Here is a 20,896-nt window from a genome sequence, read left to right as displayed (position 1 = left end):
CGCTCGCTGTGAACGATCTTAGTCGAAGACTTCTTCGGTCTTGGTGCTGTAGCGCACCTTTTTGACCTGGGCGCCTTCATCACCACCGAAGCTGGCGACGGCGTCGCGCTTGCTGGTGAAAAGCTCGCCGTCCTTGCCACGCCAGCGAGCGCTGGTGCGAACCGCACCGCCCTTCTTCTCGCTGTAGAGCGCGACGTTGGAGGCGTCGATCCAGTTCTCGATGTCAATGCGCGCGCCGGCTTCCCCGGTGATGGGGTTGGGCTTGCGGTGCTTGACCATCATGTTGCGGCGAGCCACCTTCACCTTGCCGTTCTTGCGATCGACAGCGATCACTTCGCCGGTCAGCGAGCGATCCTTTCCGGTGAGGATGATCACCTTATCATTTTTCTTTACCTGCATCTCAATCTCCCTCTTCCCGCGCCGGGACGCCGGCTGGCAACCCTTCAGAGGACTTCGGGCGCCAGGCTGACGATGCGCATGTATTCGCGGGCGCGCAACTCGCGGGCCACCGGCCCAAAGATACGAGTGCCCACCGGCTGATTCTGGTTATCAATGATCACCGCCGCGTTATCGTCGAAGCGGATGTAAGTGCCGTCGGGACGTGCGATCTCTTTCTTGGTACGCACGACGACAGCGCGCTTGACGTCGCCCTTCTTCACTTTGGAGTTGGGCAGCGCTTCTTTAACCGACACGATGATGGTGTCGCCGATCGAAGCGTAGCGGCGCTTGGAGCCGCCCAGCACTTTGATGCACTGGACTTCACGCGCGCCGGAGTTGTCCGCGACGCCGAGTCGGGTTTGCATTTGAATCATGACCTACCTCGTCCGTCGAGGCCGCGCCTGGCCCTCGCACAACGTGTGAGAGGGCCGGGTTGGCGGCGCTCAAAAGAGTACTCCCTGGGGGGATCAGACCGCCGGGGCGCGCTCGATGATTTGCTTAACTCGCCAGCGCTTGTGGCGCGACATGGGACGAGTCTCTTCAATGAGGACCTTGTCGCCGATGCCACAGTCATTGGTCTCATCATGCACTTTGTACTTGAGACGCTCTTTGACGTACTTCTTGTACTTGGGGTGCATGTAGCGACGAATGACGGCGACGACGACCGTCTTCTCCATCTGGTTGCTCACGACGTGACCGACGCGCGTTTTGCGCTGGCCGCGTTCGGTTGCCTGCTGTTCCGCTTCCATATCTTGCTCCTAAACTTGGTACGCGTCGGCGACGCGATCAGCCCTGACGCTCACGCAGGAGAGTCTCAACCCGGGCGATGTCGCGACGCGTCTGGCGCAGCTGGCTGGTCTGCTGGAGCTGACCGGTATAGTGCTTCAGACGCATACGGAAGAGGTCATCGCGAAGCTGACCGGCCAATTCACGCAGTTCCTGTTCGTTCTTTTCACGCAGCTCTGCGGATTTCATAGCACTTCTCCTCGCACGACGAACTTGGTCTTGATCGGGAGCTTGTGACCGGCCAGGCGGAACGCCTCTTTGGCCATGTCAGCAGGCACACCGTCCATCTCGTAGAGGACTCGACCCGCTTTAACGAGCGAGACCCACATCTCTGGCGAGCCTTTACCTTTACCCATTCGGGTCTCGGCGGGCTTGCGGGTGATGGAGCGGTCGGGGAAGACACGGATCCAGATTTTTCCACCACGGCGAATGTGGCGGGTCATGGCGATACGCGCCGCCTCAATCTGACGGGCGGTCAAGCGACCAGGCTCAACTGCGATCATGCCGTACTCACCAAACGAGACGGTGCTGCCGCGGTAGGCCTTGCCTTTGGTACGCCCTTTGTGTGGCTTACGCCACCGGACGCGCTTGGGACTAAGCATTGTAGGACTCCTTGATATCCATCTATGGCGTCGGACCGTCCCTGGTTAAGGACGGTCCCGTGACGCATCAGCGTTCGAGAACTTCGCCTTTGTAGATCCACACTTTGATACCGATGATACCGTAGGTGGTCTTGGCTTCGGCGGTGCCGTAATCGATATCGGCGCGCAGGGTGTGAAGCGGGACCTGACCTTCGAGGTACCACTCACGGCGCCCCATTTCCGCACCGCCCAGGCGACCGGCGGCGTTGACGCGGATGCCCTTGGCACCGAATTTCATCGTCGTCTGCACGGCCTTCTTCATCGCGCGGCGGAAGCTGACACGACGCTCCAGCTGCTGGGCGATGGACTCGGCGACAAGTTTGGAATCGAGCTCGGCCTTACGGACTTCCTGAATGTTGACGAAGACTTCGCCTTCGGTCTTCTTCTGGAGTTCGTTTTTGAGGCCGTCAATACCGGCGCCACGCTTGCCGATAAGGATGCCGGGCTTGGCGGAGTGGATGGTCACCTTGACCTTGTTGGCCAGGCGCTCAATGTCCACCGAGCTGATGCCGGTCGAGCCGAGGTTTTTGTTGATATAATTCTTGATCGCGAGATCTTCGTGGAGCCACTTGGCGTAGTTCTTCTCCTCGTACCACTTGGAGCTCCAGGGGCGGATGATCCCCAACCGAAATCCCGTAGGATGTACTTTTTGACCCAAAATCGACCTCCTAAGACCGTGTGGGACCTGGCGACACGTTAGACGCGAGGCTGCAGGACCACGGTGATTTGACTGGTTCGCTTGTTGATCCGGGTCGCTCGACCCTGGGCGCGCGGCATAAAGCGGCGCAGCGTGGGGCCTTCGTTGACGTAGGCCTGAGCGACGTAGAGATCGTCGGTGTCCCAGTCGAGCTGTTCGCTGTTCATCACGTTGTGAATCGCCGACTCGATGAGGTTGGCGACCAGCGGGGCGGCCTTCTTGGGCGTGAATTGCAAGATCTGCAGCGCCTCTTCGACCGGTCGGTTACGGACCAGGTCGACGACGATGCGCGCCTTGCGCGGCGCGATGCGAATGTTCTGTGCGGACGCCTGGTTCGCACGATGTGTCTTTTGTTTTTCTTTGCTCATGGCAAAAACTCAACTCGATGAGCCGCCGCCCTTGCCCTGGAGAGCGGGCAGCGGTCGACGGGAAACTTTGATCTCGTGACGGGGAAGCGCGTCTTAGAGAGCGGCCGAGGCGGAGAAACTCCGCCGCGGCGACCCGCCTTAGCGACGACCCTTGGCTTTGCGATCGGCGGCGTGCCCGTAGAACGTACGGGTAGGCGCGAACTCACCGAGCTTATGCCCGACCATATTCTCGGTCACGAACACGGGGACAAACTCTTTGCCGTTGTGGACGGCAAAAGTCAAGCCGATGAACTCAGGCACGATCATGGAGCGGCGGCTCCAGGTCTTGATCGCACGGCGATCGCTGGTTTCACGAGCGCGGGTGACTTTACGCTGAAGGCCGCTATCGACGAAGGGCCCTTTTTTGACTGAACGTGGCACGATCTATCTCCTTGGCGCAGTGTATGCCCGACCGGCCGGCGAGAGGCTCGCCGGCGTAGGGGCGAGCGGTTTACTTGCGCGACTTACGACGCTTGACGATGAACTTGTCGGTGCGCTTGTTGCTGCGCGTCTTCTTGCCCTTGGTCTTCTGGCCCCAGGGGGTCACCGGATGGCGACCACCGGAGGTGCGACCTTCACCACCACCGTGGGGGTGGTCGACGGGGTTCATGGCGACACCACGAACCGCCGGGCGGTTGCCCTTCCAACGGGCGCGACCGGCTTTACCAAGCGAGGTGTTCTCGTGCTCGCGGTTCGACACCGCGCCCACGGTCGCCCGGCAGGTCATAAGGACCTGGCGGATCTCGCCGGAGGGAAGACGCAGAAGCGCATACTTGCCTTCTTTGGCCATCAGCTGAGCCCAGGTGCCCGCGGAGCGAGCCATCTGGCCACCCTTGCCCGGGCGCAGTTCCACGTTGTGGATGACCGTACCGGTGGGGATGTAGCGCAGACGCAGGGAGTTGCCGGGCTTGATGTCGGCATGCGCGCTGGAGATGACCGTGTCACCGACCGCAAGCTTCTGCGGGGCGATGATGTAGGCCTTCTCACCGTCAGCGTAGTGGAGCAGCGCCAGGTAGGCGGTGCGGTTGGGATCGTACTCGATCGCGGCGACTTTCGCCGGCACACCAGTCTTGGTGCGCTTGAAGTCAACCTGACGGTAGCGACGCTTGTGGCCGCCGCCGCGGTGACGGACCGTCATATGACCGGACTGATTACGGCCGCCGGAGCGGGTAATCTTTTCGGTGAGCGCCTTCTCAGGCTTGCTCTTGGTGATCACTTCTTTGGAATCCGGAAGACGCAGGAAGCGCCGTCCCGGAGACGTGGGGTTAAACTCTTTCATGGCCATCGTTATACCTGCCTTCTAAAACGCGATTGCGATATCCTGGCAATTGAACACAAAGCAAGGGGTGGGGGTCGATTAGACCTCGCCACCAGCTTCGGTCCCCTCGAGCGCGTACAGGTCGATGGTCTGACCGTCGGCCACCGTCACAATCGCCTTCTTAAAGGCGGCGCGGCGTCCGAGGCTTCGTCCCACACGCTTGGGCTTGCTGGGCATCACCAGAGTGTTGACCTTAACAACGTCGACGCCGAAGATTTTCTCAACGGCCTGGCGAATCTGGTACTTGTTCGCTTTGCGGTCGACGCGGAACACGTACTGGTTGTGCTCAGCCAGCTGGGTGGTCTTCTCGGTGAGCGCCGGGCGAATGATGATGTCGTAGAGGTTGGTCATGACTGCAATGCCTCCTGGAGTTGCTCGACGGCGCTGCGCGAGAGAATCACGTAGTCATAACGCAGGATATCCTCAACGTTGAGGCCCTCAACAGCCAGGTACTTGGCTTCTTTGAGGTTGCGCACCGACAGGCGAAGATTTTCGTTGTGGGTGACCGAGTTATCGCCTTCGTTGCGCGAGGTCACATCGACAACCAGGGCGCGGGGCGCTTCCAGGTTGCTCAACGTATCGATGGCGAGTTTGGTCTTGATCTGGGGAAGTTCCCAGTTGTCCACGACTTTGAGCTGACCCTTACCCAGCTTCATGCTGAGCGCGGAGCAGAGAGCGGCGCGACGCTTCTTCTTGGGCATCGCGTAGCCGTAGTCACGGGGCTGGGGTCCGAAGACGGTGCCACCGCCGACCCAGTGAGGGGCGCGGGTGGTACCCTGGCGGGCGCGGCCGGTGCCTTTCTGGCGCCAGGGCTTGCGACCACCGCCGCGGACCTGGCCGCGGGTCTTGGTCTGGTGGGTGCCGGCGCGACGCTTGGCGCGCTGCCAGTTAACCACTTCCCAGAACAAATGCTCACGAACCGGAACACCGAACACGCTCTCAGCGAGCTCGATTTCTCCGGTCGCCTTGTTCTTCAAATCGACGACTTCAATTTTCATAACGTCTCCTGCGCCGCCCTGACTTAGGCTCGGACGGGCGAAAGAGTGGGTTCATGGCCGCCTGCCCTACCCTGCTCACATTGAGCAAAAGGACGTGCAGGAGACCGGCTTTAGTACAAGATTGCGTTAAGGCGGGCCTGCCGAGGACCACCCAAAGGCGCAATCAGGTCTTGATTTCGACGTCCACGCCCGCGGCGAGATCCAGGCGCATCAGAGCGTCGAGCGTCTGCTGCGTCGGATCGAGGATGTCGAGAAGGCGCTTGTGAGTGCGCATCTCGAACTGCTCGCGAGACTTTTTGTCGATGAAGGGGCTACGCAGGACCGTCCAGCGGTTGATGCGCGTGGGAAGGGGGATCGGCCCCGCAACGCGTGCACCGGTACGCTTAGCCGTCTCTACGATGTCGGCAGCCGACGCGTCGAGCAGCTTGTGGTCGTACGCCTTCAGCTTAATTCGAATCTTCTCATTCGCCATGTCACAAACCTCGTCGACTGACCTGAGTTCTTCAGGTCAGAAAGTGCGAAACCCAGCGGTTAGCGCTAAATTCAAGGATCCCTCACCGGCTGCATGTGCCGTGGGTCAAGCGGGCCTGACCTGAGGGAACCAAAAATCCCGTAACACCGCGTCATTGGCGGCGTTTCGGGCCGTCGTAAGCGGTAGTAATCCCCGGCGCCCAGGCTCAGGGAGTGCGGACCATACAGTAGGGGTGTCAACAGATCAAGGTGGAAATCGCCTTTTGTCCGCTCCCCTTGCGGCCCATCGAAGGGTCAGTCCGGATAGATGCCCATCATGCGATTGATCAACGCTTCACTGATCGCTTTGGGCACAATATCGTAATTCGCGAAGTGCATGGAGTAGCTGGCGCGGCCCTGGCTGCGGCTGCGAAGATCGGTGGAATAGCCGAACATCGCCGAGAGAGGTACCTGGGCGCTGATCACCTGTGAGCCTCCGCGAGGCTCCATACCGCCAACCGAACCACGGCGCGCGTTGATGTCGCCGATCACATCGCCCATGAACTCTTCAGGGGTGACGACCTCGACGCTCATCATCGGCTCGAGAAGCTGCGGATCGGCATCACGGATGGCAGATTTGACGGCCAGTAGCGCACAGATCTTAAAGGCCATCTCGCTGGAGTCGACCTCATGGAAGGATCCGTCGACGAGCTCGACGTGGATGTCGACAACCGGGTAACCGGCGATCGCGCCTGCCTCGGTGGCTTCGCGCACGCCACGCTCGATCGCACCAAAGAACTCTTTGGGGATCGCCCCGCCCTTAATGGACTCTTCGAAGGTGATGCCCTTGCCACGCTCGTTGGGCGAGATCTTGATCTCGACCTCGGCAAACATGCCCTTTCCTCCGGTTTGTCGTTCGAGCTTCTCGCGGTGGATGTGCGAGATTCCGACGGTCTCGCGGTAGGCGACCTGGGGCTTGCCCACGCTTGCGCCGACTTTGAACTCCCGCAACAGGCGATCAACGATGATCTCCAGATGCAGCTCGCCCTGGCCAGCGATGATGGTCTGACCGGTTTCTTCGTCGACCTTGACCTGGAAACTGGGATCTTCGACGGCGAGCTTCTGAAGGCTCTCGGCGAGTTTGCCCTGGTCGGCGACGGTCTTGGGCTCGATGGCGATCTCGATGACCGGCTCAGGGAAGTCGATCGCTTCGAGCACCACCGGGTGGTGCTCATCACTCAAGGTGTCGCCGGTGGTGGTGTTGCGCATACCGACGACCGCGGCGATGTCGCCAGCGCGGACCTCCTCGATCTCTTCGCGGCGATTGGCGTGCATCAGGAGGATGCGACCGATGCGCTCCCGCTTTCCTTTCGTGGCGTTGTAGGTGTAGCTGCCGCTGGAGAGCACGCCGGAGTAGACGCGGAAATAGGTGAGGTGACCGACATAGGGGTCACTCATGATCTTGAACGCCAGGGCGCTGAAGGGCTCATCGTCGGAGGCCTTGCGACGCACGATGTCCGCATCACCCGGCTCTCCCTGCCCTTCTGTCACGCGCTTGTAGGCTTCAGGGGTGACACCATCGATCGCCGGGACATCGACCGGTGCCGGGAGGTATCGGATCACGGCGTCGAGCAGAGGCTGAACACCTTTGTTTTTGTACGCCGATCCGCAGAAAACCGGCACAATCTCCAGCGCGAGGGTGCCCTTTCGCACCGCGCGACGGATCTCATCTTCGGTGAGGGTTTCGCCTTCGAGGTACTTGTCCATGAGGTCTTCGTCGAGTTCCGCGCAGATCTCGAGAAGTTCCTCGCGTGCAAGTTGCGCCTCGTCTTTGAGCTCTTCGGGGATCTCCAGGAGGTCGTACTCCGCTCCGAGCGACTCATCCTGCCAGACGATGGCGCTCATGGTCACCAGATCGATGACGCCGCGGAAGCCGTCTTCGGCGCCGATGGCGAGCTGCATGCGCACAGGGCGAGCTTTGAGGCGATCGACCATCATCTGCACGACACGATCGAGGTCGGCACCGACACGGTCGAGTTTATTCACGAAGGCGATACGGGGGACCTGGTAGCGATCGGCCTGGCGCCAGACCGTTTCGGACTGGGGCTCGACGCCACTTACACCGCAGAAGACGGCGATCGCACCGTCGAGCACACGCAGGGAGCGTTCGACTTCCATGGTGAAGTCGACGTGGCCGGGGGTGTCGATGATGTTGATCCGGTGTTTAACGTCGTTGGTCGTCCAGTAACAGGTGGTGGCTGCGCTGGTGATCGTAATGCCGCGCTCGCGCTCCTGCTCCATCCAGTCCATTTCGGCGGCGCCGTCATGGACCTCGCCCATCTTATGCGACTTCCCTGTGTAAAAGAGGATGCGCTCGGTGGTCGTGGTCTTACCGGCGTCGATATGCGCCATGATGCCGATGTTGCGGGTCATTTCGAGAGATAGACTTCGTGCCACGGTCACCCTGCCTGTGTGAAGGTCGCAGTTGGGATCGCTGTCTCCCCGGTCTGGGGGGTAGCGAGAGCAGATGGGTTGGGTCGGAAAGGTGGGGCATTCCCGCCCGAAGGAAAGCTAAACGCGAAGACCCGGTCAGGCCTTATCGTCTCGGAAGGGAGCGATAAGGACCTCACCGGGTCTTCGGAGGGCACCGTCCGATGCGCCTGATGGAACATGTGCGCGTCGGGGGAGCCCGGCGCGAGTGTTACCAGCGGTAGTGCGCGAACGCGCGGTTGGCCTCGGCCATACGGTGCACGTTCTCTTTGTTGCGCACGGCGGTGCCGCGGTTGTTCGACGCGTCGAGAATCTCGTTGGTGAGCTTGTCGACCATCGTCTTTTCGTTGCGGGCACGCGCGGCCTGGATCAGCCAGCGAATGGCCAGGGCGGTGCGGCGCTCCGGGCGGACTTCGACGGGCACCTGGTAGGTGGAACCACCGACGCGGCGCGAGCGAACTTCGACCATCGGACGCAAGTTGTCGATGCTGCGCTTGAAGACGCGAAGGGGATCTTCGCCGCCGGTCTTCGACTCGATGACGTCGAGGGTATCGTACATAATGCGTTCGGCGGTGGACTTCTTGCCGTCGCGCATCATGACGTTGACAAACTGGGTGATCAGCTTGTCGTTAAACTTGGGATCCGGGAGGATCGGGCGCTTCTGGACCACTCTTCTTCTTGGCATGACTGAGCTCTCAATTCGTAGGTGCGAAGGCCCGACACAGGTCGCCAAAGCGAGCCACCGGGCAAAATCTCGCGAGAAATCCGGGGCGTTTTAGCGCGGCTTCTTGGTGCCGTACTTGCTGCGGCCCTGACGGCGGGACTGGACGCCGACGGCGTCGAGGGTGCCGCGAACGATGTGGTAGCGCACACCGGGCAAGTCTTTGACACGACCGCCGCGGATGAGCACGACGCTGTGCTCCTGGAGGTTGTGTCCCTCACCGGGAATGTAGCTGGTAACTTCCATCCCGTTGGTCAGGCGAACACGAGCGACCTTACGAAGCGCGGAGTTCGGCTTCTTGGGGGTCGTGGTGTAGACGCGGGTGCAAACACCACGCTTCTGCGGGCAGCTCTTCAGAGCCGGCGCCGTCGTCTTGGAGACAATCTTTTTGCGACCTTTGCGAACCAGTTGGTTAATCGTGGGCATACATGTACCTGTTTGTCGCACCTTGGAGAGGCGCGTTGCACCATATCGGAGACATCACCGTCTGTGGGGCTGCTTACCCCATCAGATGATGACGGGCAACTTAGAGCGGCGAATTTCGTTTGCGGAAGCCACCGAGGAGCATGTGGCCGGGCATGACAAAGGCCAGACCGGGGGGCTTCGGACGGCGGATTATAGAAAGGCGGGTTGCGATGTCAAGCGTGGATCGTTCTCAGGTTATGTTCGAGGATCGTGGACATCGGACCTGGCTATGCAGAAGACGGCGTGGGCGCTGGGGATCGGGGCGATACGGCCCTCGTCTGGCAGAGAGCGTCCAGGGGGGTGTAGGCGGAAGGATCGCGGGCAAAGAGGCGCAGTGGGTCAGAAGATGAGCCGATCTCCAACCAGGCGTGGCCTTCGGGGCGAGGCGCAAGGCGCAGCCCCACGACCAGACGCGAGGTGATACCGCGTCTGGCCAGCATATGCCGGGCGGCCAGAGCACGCGGGGCGCAGCGTGCCCCCGGGATAAAGCGACTTATGCGCAGGACGCTTCGTTCGATCTCGCCGGCAAGTCGGCGATGATCGCCCGTTGAGACGTTCCCATCGATGTGTCGGGGGAGGAGGCGATCGCTGATGCGGCGGGCGCGATCCCAGCCGGTGGTTTTAATCAGGAGGTGCGCGGCAGTGATCACGACAAGGGCTTCGCCGTAGCGAACACCCAGCTGAACAAGCGGATGTTGAGGCATCAGGGTGCCTCGGCGTTGGCGGCCAGCGCCCGTTGGATGGCGTCGATCTGGGCCAGCGAGCTTTCGCCCCGGCGAAACTCAATGCGCGTCAGCGGCGTGGTGCGCAACAGGCGCATCGCGCGACGAAAACGCGCCTCGCCATCCTCCGGGGCGCTCTGCGAGAAGGCGAAGCACTGGGAGAGGAGAAGCGCAGCGGCCCGACCCCCCCGGGCCTGGCTTAACTCGAAGTCACGCTCGGACTCAGGCTCGCCGCCCAGGCTGAAGATATGTGTCAGGGGTAGCTCGCGGCCTGAAGCCTGGGCTTCGGGGAGCACAAAGATGCGCTTGGGATCGGGAGACGGTGTCGGGAGGCTGACGCGGGCCTCGGGGATGGCGCTGTGCGGAAGGGCCAGTCGGAGTGAGGAGGCACCGGCAAGAAGAAGGCGGCGCTCCACATCGATGAGAACCAGGTCGTCGGCAAGCAAGGTAGCGCCTCGGCGTACCAGGCCGAGCGCGGTGGTGCTTTTGCCGGCGCCGGAGTCGCCGATGATGGCAATCGTGTCCCCGCCGGGACATCGCAGCGCGCTTCCGTGGAGGGCCACCAGGGGACGATCGGTGGTGAGCAGAGCGATGGGGAGAACGATGCGTTCCAACAAGGTGTCGAGCGCCCAGTCGGAGCTCTCGGGGGGCTCGTAGGCGATATGCCGGTCAGGAAGATCGAAAGAAAAGCGCCAGCCTGCATAGGCGATGGCGCCCTGCCCTTCGCCGCTTTTGAAGACTTCGAGGCGATCGCCGCCGGGGTGATCTTCGAGATCATGGATGCGATCGCCTTGTATCGGTGCGCCCTGGAGATGATCGACTGTCCAGATGCCCGAAACGTCCGCGAGCTCCGAGGGAGGGATCGGCACGAAGTTCAGGGGGCGGTCGCAGGCGATGGCTTGACCGTAGATGCGGTAGACATTCGAGGCGCTCATAAGGTCTGGTTATGCTCCAGCAGAAGGCCGGCACTCTGGAGGGCGCTCAAGAAGGCGAGGAGGTCAGTGCGGGCGCGTTCGGCATCGATGGCGTAGGTTTGTTCGAGCAGTTCAATGAGCTCGGCGACCGAGGGGGCATCCTGGCGGATGCGTTGCCAGAGGAGCACCCCCTGAGCGTTGAGACCAAAGCAACGATCGCCGTGCAGATCGAGGATCACGATCTGGTCATCGATGGCCTCCACGACGAGATCATCGCGGGCGGTGAAACGCTGGGAGTCGGAGAAGGTCATGGGCGCAAGGCTCCGCGAAACTTAAGGTTGGTGACGATCGGGAGGTCCGGGATGCAGGCAGCCGCCTTCCATCCAGAAGACATGTTCGGGGTCGAGACCTGCGGGCACGCGGTGGCCCAGGTAGATCAGAGTGAGCTTTCTGAGACGCAGCGCACTGAAGATGCGCGCATTAAGCGACTCCTCAAGGTCGGTGGCCATCTGATCGATGATGACGAGGTCGGGGTTTCGCAGGAGCGCGCGGGCCAGCGCCACCCTCTTCTTCTGGCCACCGGAGAGGCGTGCGCCGCGTTCGCCCATCGGCGCGTCGAGGCCTTCGGGGTGATCGTGCACGAAGTCATGGAGTCCGGCGAGCTTGAGGATGGCGTCGAGGTCAGGCTCGGCCTGCTGGCGCTCTTCGGGGCTCATGGCGATGAAGAGGTTATCTCGCAGCGAGCCGTCAAACAAAAAGATCTCCTGACCGACATAGCCCACCCGACGGCGGAGCTCGGAGAGGGGCCAGTCCCGAGCATCAAGCCCCTGGAGGATGACCCGGCCCTCTTCCGGATCGAAGAGGTTGAGGAGAAGCCGACCTGTGGTGCTCTTGCCGGCACCGGAGGGGCCCAGGATGGCCACCGCCTCGGAGGGGGCGAGTTCCAGGGTGAGGCCATCGATGACACCGCGCGCGGTGGCAGACGTGAAGGTGTTGGAGGGGGGGTAGGCAAAGGAGAGTGATTCGACGCGCACACGGAGCGGACCCGGCGGCGGGCGGAGCTCAGAGGGCGCGGCCGGCGGGCGGGGCGCAACCGCCAGGAGAGCGTCGATGCGTTCGGCGGCAGCGCGAGCGCCGTGCCAACCGTAGAGAATGCCCGGCACCCCGCGAAGAGGTCCTAAACAACGGCCCACATAGAAGTAGAAGACCACAAGCGTGCCCACGCTCAGACTTCCCTCGATGACGTACTGTCCGCCGATGACCAGCGTGGCCAGGAGCACCAGCGAGAGGGCCAGGTCGACTGCGGGCCCCAGGCGCGCGCGATGGCTGGCCAGGGCGAGCTCGGCAGCTTTGAGAGAGCGGCCGGCGTCCCGAACGCGGCGAGCAAAGATCTGGCGGGCCCCCAGGGCCTGAATGTCGGCGATCCCTGCCAGACCCTCGTGAAGCGAACTGTGCAGGGCGGCCATTGTCTCCAGACGCGCCCGACTCATCGGTCGAACGCGTCGGCGGAAGATGTGCAAAAGAAGCCAGCCTACAGGCAAGGGGATGGCGGCCAGGAGCGCCAGGCGAGGATCGAGCCAGATGAGGATCGCAGCGGTGCCTCCCACCCCGACCAGAAGCGACGTGAGAGCAGGAAGCACCGATGTGGCGAGCTGCTTGATATGAAACGTGTCGCTGTAGATGCGACTGACGAGCTCCCCGGTTCGCTGCGTGGCGAGCGTGGCCAGAGAGAGCTGTTGGACGTGCTGGAAGACTTCATCGCGAGCGCTCTCCCAGATGTCTTCGCCGGCCAGCGTGGCGTACCATTGGCCGCCAAAGCGAGCGATCGCCCCCAGGCTGTAGAGAATGAGGCCGGCAATGCCCAGACCCCAGAGCAGATCTGCGTCGGCGCGGGAGATGCCCTCATCGATCGCCAGCTTGAGCAGATAAGGAGTAGCCAGGCCGATGAGTTGGGAGAAGATCAGCGAAGCAGTCGCAAGGATCAGCCAGCGAGGCCGAACATGTCGGAGCAGTGCTGAGGGCAATACACCCTCCGGTGTGGGGCAAGCGGGTCAACGTCGCAGACCCTGATGAGGCGATCTCAGGGATCACCAAATCCGGTGCCTTCTCCGCCGCCGTCGTTTCCGGGGCCGCTGAACCCACGAATAAGTGAGCGCAGCTGCCCGAGTTCTTGCAACTGCGGCGGCTGATACGTCGCACGAGGAGCATCGGAGGGCGGACGTGTGTCGGACACCTGGTCAGAAGGCCTGGCTTCGGAGCAGGACGTCGATGTATTGCGGGACATAAGCGTTTTCTCTCAACGGCTACCGGCACCGGGCTACACTGCGCCAGCCGAGTGCCGGCAAAGTGAGTGGGCAAGATAAACGTACACATTTGCATCGGGGAGGATGGCCCAAACACAAAGTCGTGTCAAACCGTCAGCGCTTTACTGCACGGTCAGAAGCCAGGATTCGAACGAGGTGAGGTAGCGTGTGACCGCCGCCTCATAGCGTTTTTCGGGGGGCGCTCCCTGGCGAAGCCAGTCCAGAGCGACACGTCGTTGCTCGGCGGTGAATGGCGAGTGCGAGGGTGGCTGTTGAGACAGTGAGCAGGCCGAGCTCGGTGCAAAGAGGCGATGGAGTCCGCAGGCGACGACCTCGTCGAAGAGTCCACCTTTGGGGGCAAAGGTCAGCGCGTCGGGAGCGCGGTGGTGAAGGATCTTACGCAAATGCGCTTTGGGAAGCCCTCCGTGGCGCAGCTCGCCGGGGGAACTTGCGAGCATCGTCTCCCAGAGCTCACGCTGCAGGAAAGGAAAGGCCAGACGCACCCCCTGATCCCGGCGGTAGCGCTCGAAGGCGCGCATCGACGCCTCCCACTTCCACCCCTCCAGCAGACCCTGGCGTGGGTCGCTGTCGGGACGAAAGCGAGCCCGCCAACGCGTGAGAAGTCCCGTTCTTGCGGCGAGTACGCGAGCGGCCCGACGCCATCGCCGGCGCGTTGCGGCCTGGAGGAGAAGGGAGCGGAGAAGTTCCGGAGTGGCGTGAGCTGCGATCTGCTCCAGGTAATGAAGTTCGTTGGCGAAGAGGAGTTGATCGGCCCCGAACCCGAAGACGAGGGTGCAGGTGTCGGGGGCCATCCCCTTGCGCAGGGTAGCGAAAAAGTAGCGCATATAGGGAGCTTCCCAGACGACCACCGGTCCCCAGTCTTCAACGCCCGGGTTAGCGCGTTGCGGCGACCAGAGTTCGGGAGCTCCGATATCGACGAAGCGATGCGACGTGCGCCACCGATGAACCAAGGTCTCAATGGTAGGGCGTTCATCAAAGCCGGGATGGCGTGATGACACCATCGAGGCCGTGGCGAGGTTGCGATGGCCCTTCTGCTCACGAGCCAGCGCGACCAGTGAGGTGGAGTCGAGGCCACCGCTCAGCGTAAAGACAGGCCCCGGCTCCCGGATTGCGGCGCGGGTGGCGTGTGCGAGCAGCTGGGCGAAGCGCTCATCCGCGTGGTCGTCGTGCGGGCGCCCCGACCTCGGGTGCCGATTGCGGCTCCACAGCCTGTGCGTCGTCTCCCAGGTTCCCGCGACAAAGCGTCGCTCCTCGCCGGGGAAAAAACGTTGAACTCCGGGCCAGAAGTCGTCTCGGAGAGGCGCGTCTTGAGCGCGGGAGAAGTAGTGCCAGGCGTCTGGTGGCCGAAGAGGTGCTGAGAAGGGAGCCAGTAAGACCGGGCGAGTACTGACAAGGCCCCCCTCAGCCACCTGCTCCGGGTGCTTCGAGTGCACCAGGGGAACGCGCCCGAAGGCATCTCTGCGCACGCTGAGTTCGCGACGCCGTGCGTCCCATCGCAGGGCCACTGCCACTCCCAGGTCGGGAAGTTGAGCCAGCCCCCGGGCATGATGGCTACGCGACGTCAGATGGTGCAGTCGGGCGATGCGCTCATGCATCGGTAACGTCGGGTCCAGCAGGGGGTCACCCGCAGATGGAGGCCCCAGAATGCAGAGCCAGCCGGAGTTGTCCTGCGCGATCAGCGCGAGCTGATAGACGGCCGGCCCGCTGACGAGGATCTCCGGGGTGCCACAATGCCCCTGAATGAGGAGATCGCCGACGGGCAGGATAGCGCCTGGAAGCGTCGCCTTCAGCGGAACTTTCTCTTGCGCACTCATGCGTTTGGCCTACTCTACCCGCAAATGGTGGCGAACTGCGCTTATTTGAAGCGCGGATCAAGTCTACGTAGTCTCGGCGAAGCTCGGCAAGTGCGCACGTGCAGGATGTGTACTCAGCTCATGCCAGCCGGAGCCCCATAGAGCGTTCTCAAGGTACTGTCGACACGCGATGATCTGAAGCAGGCCCACAAACATATGGAAAACACAATGACGGAATCTGTACATGCATGTCGGAGACTCGCCCCCAGGCGAGCTCCTATGATTGCGATGGCGTTGCTTATGGCCGTGAGCGCCTGCAGCGGTGATGAAGGAGATGCAATCACCACGCGCGTTCAAGCGCAGAATGAGTATGGGACGCCGGGGGAGACATACCGCCCCGAGATGAGCAGCCATTTCAAAGCGATGGCCCCGCCCGAGGAGCTGGCAGCGGCCTGGCCTCAGGGTTTCGATGCGACTGCCGAAGGCCTGGAGGCGACGGTACTGGCCCTTGGCGATGTCACCATCGGGTCAGACGGCGAGATCACGATCGAGCCGACGCCGGGGCTCTATGCCAGCGGGAAGCCGATGGTCCAGAACTGGGACTATCATTTCGCACTGGCGGGGGTGGGCCGAGGTGACACGACCGTTGATGTGGGCAAGGTGGAGGGACGCCTTCAAGATAGCTCCGAGGCCCATCTGGAGTACGCCGGGGGCGTGCGCGTGAGCCTGGAGCATCGCGCCACCGGGCTCAAACTTTTTACCACACTCTCGGAGCCTCCCCGCGGCAAGGGGCCGGTGCGCGTGGATTTCGCTCACCATGGGCGGATGAAGACCTACCAGAGCGATAAGGGCGACCTGGAAGTTCTGCATGACGGGGAGGTGGTCTTTCGTTGGTCGGGAGTCATCGCCTACGATGCACGCCATAACGAGGTGCCGGTCCGTCTTGCGAGCGATGATTCCCGCTTCTGGTTTGAGGTCGATGATCGCGACGCGGTTTACCCGCTGACGATCGACCCTCTGGCGAGCCAGCCGATCTGGGAGGGCTCCTCCACACAGCCCGGCTCCAAGTTTGCCGACAGCATCAGCCACCCCGGTGATGTCAACGGCGACGGCGTGGCCGACATTGCCATCAGCCAGCACGACTACTCGGTGAGTCACAACCTGCAGGGGCGTGCGCTGGTCTATCTGGGCAACGCCAACGGCTTTGGAAACACCGCCGGGTTTGTGGTCGTCGGAGACGAGCCCAACGAGCAGCTCAGCATCGGACTCTCGATCAGCGGCGATGCCAACGAGGACGGCTGCGACGAACTCGTGGTCGGCTCGCCGGGTTACAACGGCGGCTTCGGACGCGTGCTGATGTTCCGGCCCTTTGAGTGCGCCTCGGGTGCGCTTAACCCCTCGCCACTGGTCTGGTCTCGAGAGTCGCCGACTCTGGCAGGCCTTGGGCGTTCGATCAGCGTAGGCGACTACGACTGCAACGGTCAGGATGATTTGCTGGTGGGCGCTCCCAGCCAGGCCGCTACCGTTGGCGGGACCACGCACCAGGTGGCCGGCGAGGTTCAGATCTACCACCACGATGCCGCCAGCGGCACCTACGAGTCGGCACCGGGCTTTCGCTACCAGGAAAACACTCAGGGGCTCGCGCTGGGGTGGACCGTTCAGACCCTTCCCGACACCCGCGGCTCCTCCTCGACCTGCGACAGCTTCGCGGTGGGTACGCCCTACCCCTCGGGCTTCACCGGCGCCGTGTTCATCTTTGACCATGACGCCAGCAACGCGATCGCCCTGCCCCCCACTCGCATCAACGGCCCTAACAGCGGCAGCAGCTTCGGGGTCAGCCTGGATACCATGCCCAGCCCCACCGGTACCCGAATCAACGGACGTCGCATCGACGCCCTGGTCGTCGGTGCCGGTGGAGGCGGAGGCGGCTTCGGCTCGGTCTCGATCTATGAGTGGGACACCGCAAGCAGCGCCTACCAGCAGGTCTGGACGGTCGACGCTCCGCACGCCGGCGCACGTTTTGGTCAGCGCATCGCTGCCAACGGTGACTTCAATAACGATGGCCACCGCGACCTGGCCGTGGGCGCCTACAACCTGCGAAACGAAGCCGGGGTCGCCGAGGGCGGCGTGCTGGTCTATCTGGGCTCGCCATCCGGCCTGATGAACACGCCCGACTGGACGCTCCTCTCGGGCCAGGCGGGCTCCGAATTTGGCATCTCGGTGCGCGCGATCCCCGACCTTACTGGCGATGGCAGCGACGAGCTCCTGGTGGGTGCCCGCTCCTACGACGGTCTGATCACCAACGGTGGACAGATCTTTTTGTACCCCGGCCGCGTCAACTGCTTCATCGGCGGAACCTATTACACCGCCGGTGACTTCAACCCGAATAATACCTGTGAGGTCTGCGCCCCCGGCCAGTCCACCACGGACTGGTCCCCGGCCCCCGACGGGATGGTGTGTGGCGATGACTCCGACTCCTGCACCATCGCCACCTGCCAGGCCGGTCAGTGCACCGGCTCGCAGGTCGACTGCAACGACGGCAACCCCTGCACCCAGGACAGCTGCGATCCGACCAACGGCTGCGTCAACGAGACCTCGCCCATGGACGGAACGACCTGTGAAGACGACGGCCTGAGCTGCACCGGCGACGTCTGCGAGGATGGTGCCTGTACCCATCCGGTGACCCGGGGCTGCCTGATTCAGGAAAGCTGCTACCCGGCCGGCACCACCAACCCCTCGGCGGAGTGCTTTGTCTGCGACCCTGCCCAGTCGACCACCGACTGGAGCCCGAAGGCCGCCGGCACCGCCTGCGACAACGATCTCTTCTGCACGATCAACGACACCTGCAACGCCGTCGGTCAGTGCCAGGCTGGTGAGGCGCGGGTGTGCGAAACCTCGCAGTGCTACGGTGGTGTGGTCTGCTCCAACGCGGCGCGCGCCTGTGTGCCGACCCAGCCGCAGACCGGGACGTCCTGCGACGACAATAACCTCTGCACCACCGGCGACATCTGCCAGGCGGGCAGCTGTGTGCCGGGCGCGGTGGTGGACTGCAGCGCCGAAGGCAGCGCCTGCGCGACGGGCGTATGCAACCCGCAAACGGGAGCCTGTGAGACCGCGCCCCTGGCCGATGGAAGCAGCTGTGACACCGGTACCGTGTGCACCAGCGGCGTCTGTGAGAGCGGTGTCTGCCAGGCCAGCGCCCCGGTGACCTGTGATGACAGTAACCCCTGCACGGTAGGAAGTTGCGACGCGGAGGATGGCTGTACCTATGCCGACGTGCCCGACGGGCTGAACTGCCAGGCCCCCTTCTGCCAGAGCGAAACGGAGCTGGTGGGTGCGGGGCAGTGTGTGAGCGGCGCGTGTGCGGCCGGTACCGTTATCGACTGCGCGCCCTTCCGCTGCGACACCGGCTCCTGCCAGACCAGCTGTGATAGCGATGAAGCGTGCGCAGACGGCGCCTACTGCAATGAGATTGGCGAGTGCTCCACCGAAAACCGCGCCCCGGAGGCTGACGCCGGAAGCGACCAGATGGTGGGCAGTGAGGCTGATGTCACCCTCGACGGCACCGCCAGTAGCGACCCGGACGAGGATGAGCTGAGCTTTGCCTGGACCCAGATCGAGGGTCCGACGGTGGAGCTTGACGACGCCAGCTCGGCCGCCCCGATGTTTGTGGCACCGGTGCTGGAGGCTGGCGAAGAGCTGGTCCTGATCTTTGAGCTGGTGGTCAGCGATGGCGAGTTCGATAGCGAGCCGGACACCACCGAGGTGCGCGTGACCAACGATGAGAACCGCCCGCCGGTGGCGCTGATTGAAGGCCCTGGCGAAGCGAACGCCGGAGCGACGATCCTGCTCGACGGGGTTGGCTCCAGCGATCCGGACGGCGATGCGATCGCCTCGTACCAGTGGAGCCTGGTCGATGGTCAGCCCTTCCCGACCATCTCGCAGACCGATCGGGAGAGCGCGGTCAACGTGACCTTCCCCGAGACGCTCACGGAGACGACGATCTACCGCTTCGGGCTGATTGTCAGCGACGGCATGGCCAACAGCCCCCGCGAGGTGCATGAGGTGGTTGTGGAGCCTGTGGACATTCCGGTGGAGCCTGGGCCTGACGCCGGCGACGACGCCGGTGATGATGTGGGCGTGGACGCCGGTGACGACGCCGGTCTTGATGATGCCGGCGATGCCGATGACCTCTCGGCACTTCGCGGCAGCCTCGCCGGGTCGGGCTGCGCATGCAGCTCCAGCTCACAGCAGGGCGATGCGGGCTTCTTCCTCTTCGCTGCGGCGATGGGGCTGATGTGGTGGCGTCGACGTGAGGCCGGGCTGTGAGCGCCCCTCAGACTCAAAAGCAACTCGTGGCGGCGCTGATCTGGGGGGGCGCGCTGCTGACGTCTGGATGTGGACAGGAGCCCCGAGGCGTTGAGGGGCTCGGTGAGCCGGAGGAGACTCAGGTCTCCGTTTACAACCGCACGCACGATGTTGTGCCGCTCCATGTTCAGCCGCTGCGCAGTGAGCTTGTCGTGGACTGCGAGCTTGTCTCGGGTCGCATCTCCGAGTTTCTGCGCAACGAACACCTGATGAGCAGCATCTCGATTGAGCGGCTCTATTCCGGCCAGGAGACCCGTCTCTATAGCTGGAGTTCCTCGCAGGGCTCGGCCGGGTGCCGTCTCAGCGTGGTACGGACTTCCGATGGTCGCGTCGCCGATGTGGCGGTGTCCTGGCCCTTCGGGCTTGCCACCAAGTCGTTCTATCGGGATGTGGACGCCCCCGCCGATATTCCAACCGGAGAGAACACGGTGGTACTCACCGCGGACTACTCCGAGACGCCGCTCTCCGAGCGGCGCACCTGGCGCAGCCGCCCGTGCAGCGGAGAGTTGAGCACGTGCACTGAGGCCGAGCAGGCCGAGGCGCTCTCGGCTCCTGCCGGGGCGGTCTATGCCTGGGAGGTGGTTGGAGACGAGGTCGAATTAAGCTCCTGGGAGGGCACGTCGATCCTTGAGACCCCCCTGAGCGAAGCGGTTGATCAGGGGAGTTGTTCCACGGGGATCGCCGGCTCGTCGCTGCGTTGGAGTTACCCCCCGAGTGAGCGTGAATGGCAGGTGCTCTCGGTCCATCCCTCGGACGAGGCTGGCTGTTATGATGTGGCGCTCCAGAGTCCCGCCGAAGATCGCAACTGGCAGATCTGCGGCAGCGAGCGTCTGGCCAGCCGGCTGGCACCCAACAGTGACTTGAACCCGCTCTTTGTGCAGTTTTTTGTCGACATCGCCGCGCCCAACGGCGATGGCGAAGTCACGTATGCGAATATCTCCATCGATCTGCGTCGCGAGAATCAGAACGGGGACATTTTGGAGGTGGAGACGATCGATGTGGTGCGCGGCTACAGCTTACCCTCCCATCTGGCGCTGGACTACAGCACACGACTGAGCGAGGGCTGCGAGGTGACGCGTGAGAGCAGCGCATGCCTTCAGATCAGCGCGCCCTTGACCCTGGCCCTGGCGACCTCAACCGGGACACTGGATGTGGTCGCCGGGGAGACGGTCGCGCTGGGCAGCGAGTCGAGTCGAAGGCTGGAGCTTGTGCGCGGGATGCATCGGGCGGTGGTCGACCAGGGTTGCAGCGACGATCTCACCGGGCTCCCGGGCATCGATCGGGTCGGTCCCTACCTTGAGATCGTATACTACTCGGGCGTAAGCACCTTCGACGAATAGGGAAAAACGCCAAAACAAACACCA

22 protein-coding genes are annotated in these 20,896 nt (G+C 63.0%); 2 read left to right on the top strand and 20 right to left on the bottom strand.

The window, feature by feature from the left end; translation table 11 throughout:
- Window positions 1–18: 18 nt before the first annotated feature.
- From rplX to EA187_RS16780, 20 genes are all read right to left on the bottom strand, one after another.
- The gene (gene rplX, locus EA187_RS16875) at window positions 19–399 is read right to left on the bottom strand and encodes a 50S ribosomal protein L24 (protein WP_115604711.1); all 381 of its coding nucleotides are present in this window, start codon (window positions 397–399) and stop codon (window positions 19–21) included.
- Window positions 400–443: 44 nt separating this feature from the next.
- A complete protein-coding gene (rplN, locus tag EA187_RS16870) occupies window positions 444–812 on the bottom strand; it encodes a 50S ribosomal protein L14 (RefSeq protein ID WP_115604713.1) in 369 nt (122 codons plus the stop codon).
- A gap of 93 nt (window positions 813–905) precedes the next feature.
- Complete coding sequence (rpsQ, locus tag EA187_RS16865) at window positions 906–1,187, bottom strand: 30S ribosomal protein S17 (RefSeq protein ID WP_115604715.1); 282 nt, start codon at window positions 1,185–1,187, stop codon at window positions 906–908.
- A gap of 37 nt (window positions 1,188–1,224) precedes the next feature.
- Entirely contained in the window at window positions 1,225–1,413 is a 189-nt protein-coding gene (rpmC, locus tag EA187_RS16860) for a 50S ribosomal protein L29 (protein WP_115604717.1), read from the bottom strand.
- Entirely contained in the window at window positions 1,410–1,826 is a 417-nt protein-coding gene (rplP, locus tag EA187_RS16855) for a 50S ribosomal protein L16 (RefSeq protein ID WP_115604719.1), read from the bottom strand. The genes rpmC and rplP overlap by 4 nt, the downstream gene beginning before the upstream one ends.
- A gap of 67 nt (window positions 1,827–1,893) precedes the next feature.
- The gene (gene rpsC, locus EA187_RS16850) at window positions 1,894–2,523 is read right to left on the bottom strand and encodes a 30S ribosomal protein S3 (protein ID WP_115604721.1); all 630 of its coding nucleotides are present in this window, start codon (window positions 2,521–2,523) and stop codon (window positions 1,894–1,896) included.
- Window positions 2,524–2,561: 38 nt separating this feature from the next.
- Complete coding sequence (rplV, locus tag EA187_RS16845; protein WP_115604723.1) at window positions 2,562–2,930, bottom strand: 50S ribosomal protein L22; 369 nt, start codon at window positions 2,928–2,930, stop codon at window positions 2,562–2,564.
- Between the two features lie 138 nt (window positions 2,931–3,068).
- A complete protein-coding gene (gene rpsS / locus EA187_RS16840) occupies window positions 3,069–3,350 on the bottom strand; it encodes a 30S ribosomal protein S19 (RefSeq protein WP_115604725.1) in 282 nt (93 codons plus the stop codon).
- 70 nt (window positions 3,351–3,420) lie between these two features.
- Window positions 3,421–4,254: a 50S ribosomal protein L2 gene (gene rplB, locus EA187_RS16835; RefSeq protein ID WP_115604727.1), complete on the bottom strand. Its 834-nt coding sequence runs from the start codon at window positions 4,252–4,254 to the stop codon at window positions 3,421–3,423.
- A gap of 72 nt (window positions 4,255–4,326) precedes the next feature.
- Entirely contained in the window at window positions 4,327–4,638 is a 312-nt protein-coding gene (rplW, locus tag EA187_RS16830; protein ID WP_127781020.1) for a 50S ribosomal protein L23, read from the bottom strand.
- A complete protein-coding gene (rplD, locus tag EA187_RS16825; RefSeq protein ID WP_115604731.1) occupies window positions 4,635–5,285 on the bottom strand; it encodes a 50S ribosomal protein L4 in 651 nt (216 codons plus the stop codon). The genes rplW and rplD overlap by 4 nt, the downstream gene beginning before the upstream one ends.
- A gap of 163 nt (window positions 5,286–5,448) precedes the next feature.
- Entirely contained in the window at window positions 5,449–5,757 is a 309-nt protein-coding gene (gene rpsJ, locus EA187_RS16820; RefSeq protein WP_115604733.1) for a 30S ribosomal protein S10, read from the bottom strand.
- Between the two features lie 293 nt (window positions 5,758–6,050).
- The gene (gene fusA, locus EA187_RS16815) at window positions 6,051–8,192 is read right to left on the bottom strand and encodes an elongation factor G (protein WP_127781019.1); all 2,142 of its coding nucleotides are present in this window, start codon (window positions 8,190–8,192) and stop codon (window positions 6,051–6,053) included.
- Window positions 8,193–8,436: 244 nt separating this feature from the next.
- Window positions 8,437–8,910: a 30S ribosomal protein S7 gene (gene rpsG / locus EA187_RS16810; RefSeq protein ID WP_115604735.1), complete on the bottom strand. Its 474-nt coding sequence runs from the start codon at window positions 8,908–8,910 to the stop codon at window positions 8,437–8,439.
- A 90-nt stretch (window positions 8,911–9,000) separates the two neighbouring features.
- The gene (rpsL, locus tag EA187_RS16805; protein ID WP_115604737.1) at window positions 9,001–9,372 is read right to left on the bottom strand and encodes a 30S ribosomal protein S12; all 372 of its coding nucleotides are present in this window, start codon (window positions 9,370–9,372) and stop codon (window positions 9,001–9,003) included.
- A gap of 266 nt (window positions 9,373–9,638) precedes the next feature.
- Window positions 9,639–10,115 carry a lasso peptide biosynthesis B2 protein gene (locus EA187_RS16800; RefSeq protein WP_127781018.1) on the bottom strand — a complete coding sequence of 159 codons (477 nt, stop codon included), beginning with the start codon at window positions 10,113–10,115 and terminating at the stop codon, window positions 9,639–9,641.
- Window positions 10,115–11,068 carry a hypothetical protein gene (locus tag EA187_RS16795; RefSeq protein WP_127781017.1) on the bottom strand — a complete coding sequence of 318 codons (954 nt, stop codon included), beginning with the start codon at window positions 11,066–11,068 and terminating at the stop codon, window positions 10,115–10,117. The genes EA187_RS16800 and EA187_RS16795 overlap by 1 nt, the downstream gene beginning before the upstream one ends.
- A complete protein-coding gene (locus EA187_RS16790; protein ID WP_115604743.1) occupies window positions 11,065–11,358 on the bottom strand; it encodes a PqqD family protein in 294 nt (97 codons plus the stop codon). The genes EA187_RS16795 and EA187_RS16790 overlap by 4 nt, the downstream gene beginning before the upstream one ends.
- A gap of 21 nt (window positions 11,359–11,379) precedes the next feature.
- Window positions 11,380–13,071, bottom strand: a complete 1,692-nt coding sequence (locus tag EA187_RS16785) for an ABC transporter ATP-binding protein (protein WP_127781016.1) — start codon at window positions 13,069–13,071, stop codon at window positions 11,380–11,382.
- A 401-nt stretch (window positions 13,072–13,472) separates the two neighbouring features.
- Complete coding sequence (locus tag EA187_RS16780; RefSeq protein ID WP_115604747.1) at window positions 13,473–15,185, bottom strand: asparagine synthase-related protein; 1,713 nt, start codon at window positions 15,183–15,185, stop codon at window positions 13,473–13,475.
- A gap of 258 nt (window positions 15,186–15,443) precedes the next feature.
- Between EA187_RS16780 and EA187_RS16775 the strand changes: the two genes are divergently transcribed.
- Together EA187_RS16775 and EA187_RS16770 are read left to right on the top strand one after the other, a co-directional pair.
- Window positions 15,444–19,493 carry a PKD domain-containing protein gene (locus EA187_RS16775; protein WP_164856352.1) on the top strand — a complete coding sequence of 1,350 codons (4,050 nt, stop codon included), beginning with the start codon at window positions 15,444–15,446 and terminating at the stop codon, window positions 19,491–19,493.
- Window positions 19,490–20,872, top strand: coding sequence for a hypothetical protein (locus tag EA187_RS16770; protein ID WP_127781014.1), 1,383 nt, complete (start codon window positions 19,490–19,492; stop codon window positions 20,870–20,872). Before EA187_RS16775 ends, EA187_RS16770 begins: the two co-directional genes overlap by 4 nt.
- Window positions 20,873–20,896: the final 24 nt, after the last annotated feature.

The organism is Lujinxingia sediminis, from assembly GCF_004005565.1.
GTDB lineage: Bacteria > Myxococcota_A > Bradymonadia > Bradymonadales > Bradymonadaceae > Lujinxingia > Lujinxingia sediminis.
Note: the sequence above shows the minus strand (reverse complement) of the source record. Positions and strands in the feature narration are given on the sequence as shown.

Excerpts from the sequence above, each read along its gene's own strand:
- EA187_RS16800 (WP_127781018.1), bottom strand. The coding sequence starts at position 10,115 with ATGCCTCAACATCCGCTTGTTCAGCTGGGTGTTCGCTACGGCGAAGCC.
- rplP (WP_115604719.1), bottom strand. The coding sequence starts at position 1,826 with ATGCTTAGTCCCAAGCGCGTCCGGTGGCGTAAGCCACACAAAGGGCGT.
- rpsQ (WP_115604715.1), bottom strand. The coding sequence starts at position 1,187 with ATGGAAGCGGAACAGCAGGCAACCGAACGCGGCCAGCGCAAAACGCGC.
- rpsG (WP_115604735.1), bottom strand. The coding sequence starts at position 8,910 with ATGCCAAGAAGAAGAGTGGTCCAGAAGCGCCCGATCCTCCCGGATCCC.
- EA187_RS16795 (WP_127781017.1), bottom strand. The coding sequence starts at position 11,068 with ATGAGCGCCTCGAATGTCTACCGCATCTACGGTCAAGCCATCGCCTGC.
- EA187_RS16780 (WP_115604747.1), bottom strand. The coding sequence starts at position 15,185 with ATGAGTGCGCAAGAGAAAGTTCCGCTGAAGGCGACGCTTCCAGGCGCT.
- EA187_RS16775 (WP_164856352.1), top strand. The coding sequence starts at position 15,444 with ATGATTGCGATGGCGTTGCTTATGGCCGTGAGCGCCTGCAGCGGTGAT.
- rplV (WP_115604723.1), bottom strand. The coding sequence starts at position 2,930 with ATGAGCAAAGAAAAACAAAAGACACATCGTGCGAACCAGGCGTCCGCA.
- EA187_RS16790 (WP_115604743.1), bottom strand. The coding sequence starts at position 11,358 with ATGACCTTCTCCGACTCCCAGCGTTTCACCGCCCGCGATGATCTCGTC.
- rplB (WP_115604727.1), bottom strand. The coding sequence starts at position 4,254 with ATGGCCATGAAAGAGTTTAACCCCACGTCTCCGGGACGGCGCTTCCTG.
- rpmC (WP_115604717.1), bottom strand. The coding sequence starts at position 1,413 with ATGAAATCCGCAGAGCTGCGTGAAAAGAACGAACAGGAACTGCGTGAA.
- rplW (WP_127781020.1), bottom strand. The coding sequence starts at position 4,638 with ATGACCAACCTCTACGACATCATCATTCGCCCGGCGCTCACCGAGAAG.
- rplX (WP_115604711.1), bottom strand. The coding sequence starts at position 399 with ATGCAGGTAAAGAAAAATGATAAGGTGATCATCCTCACCGGAAAGGAT.
- rpsJ (WP_115604733.1), bottom strand. The coding sequence starts at position 5,757 with ATGGCGAATGAGAAGATTCGAATTAAGCTGAAGGCGTACGACCACAAG.
- rpsL (WP_115604737.1), bottom strand. The coding sequence starts at position 9,372 with ATGCCCACGATTAACCAACTGGTTCGCAAAGGTCGCAAAAAGATTGTC.
- rplD (WP_115604731.1), bottom strand. The coding sequence starts at position 5,285 with ATGAAAATTGAAGTCGTCGATTTGAAGAACAAGGCGACCGGAGAAATC.
- rplN (WP_115604713.1), bottom strand. The coding sequence starts at position 812 with ATGATTCAAATGCAAACCCGACTCGGCGTCGCGGACAACTCCGGCGCG.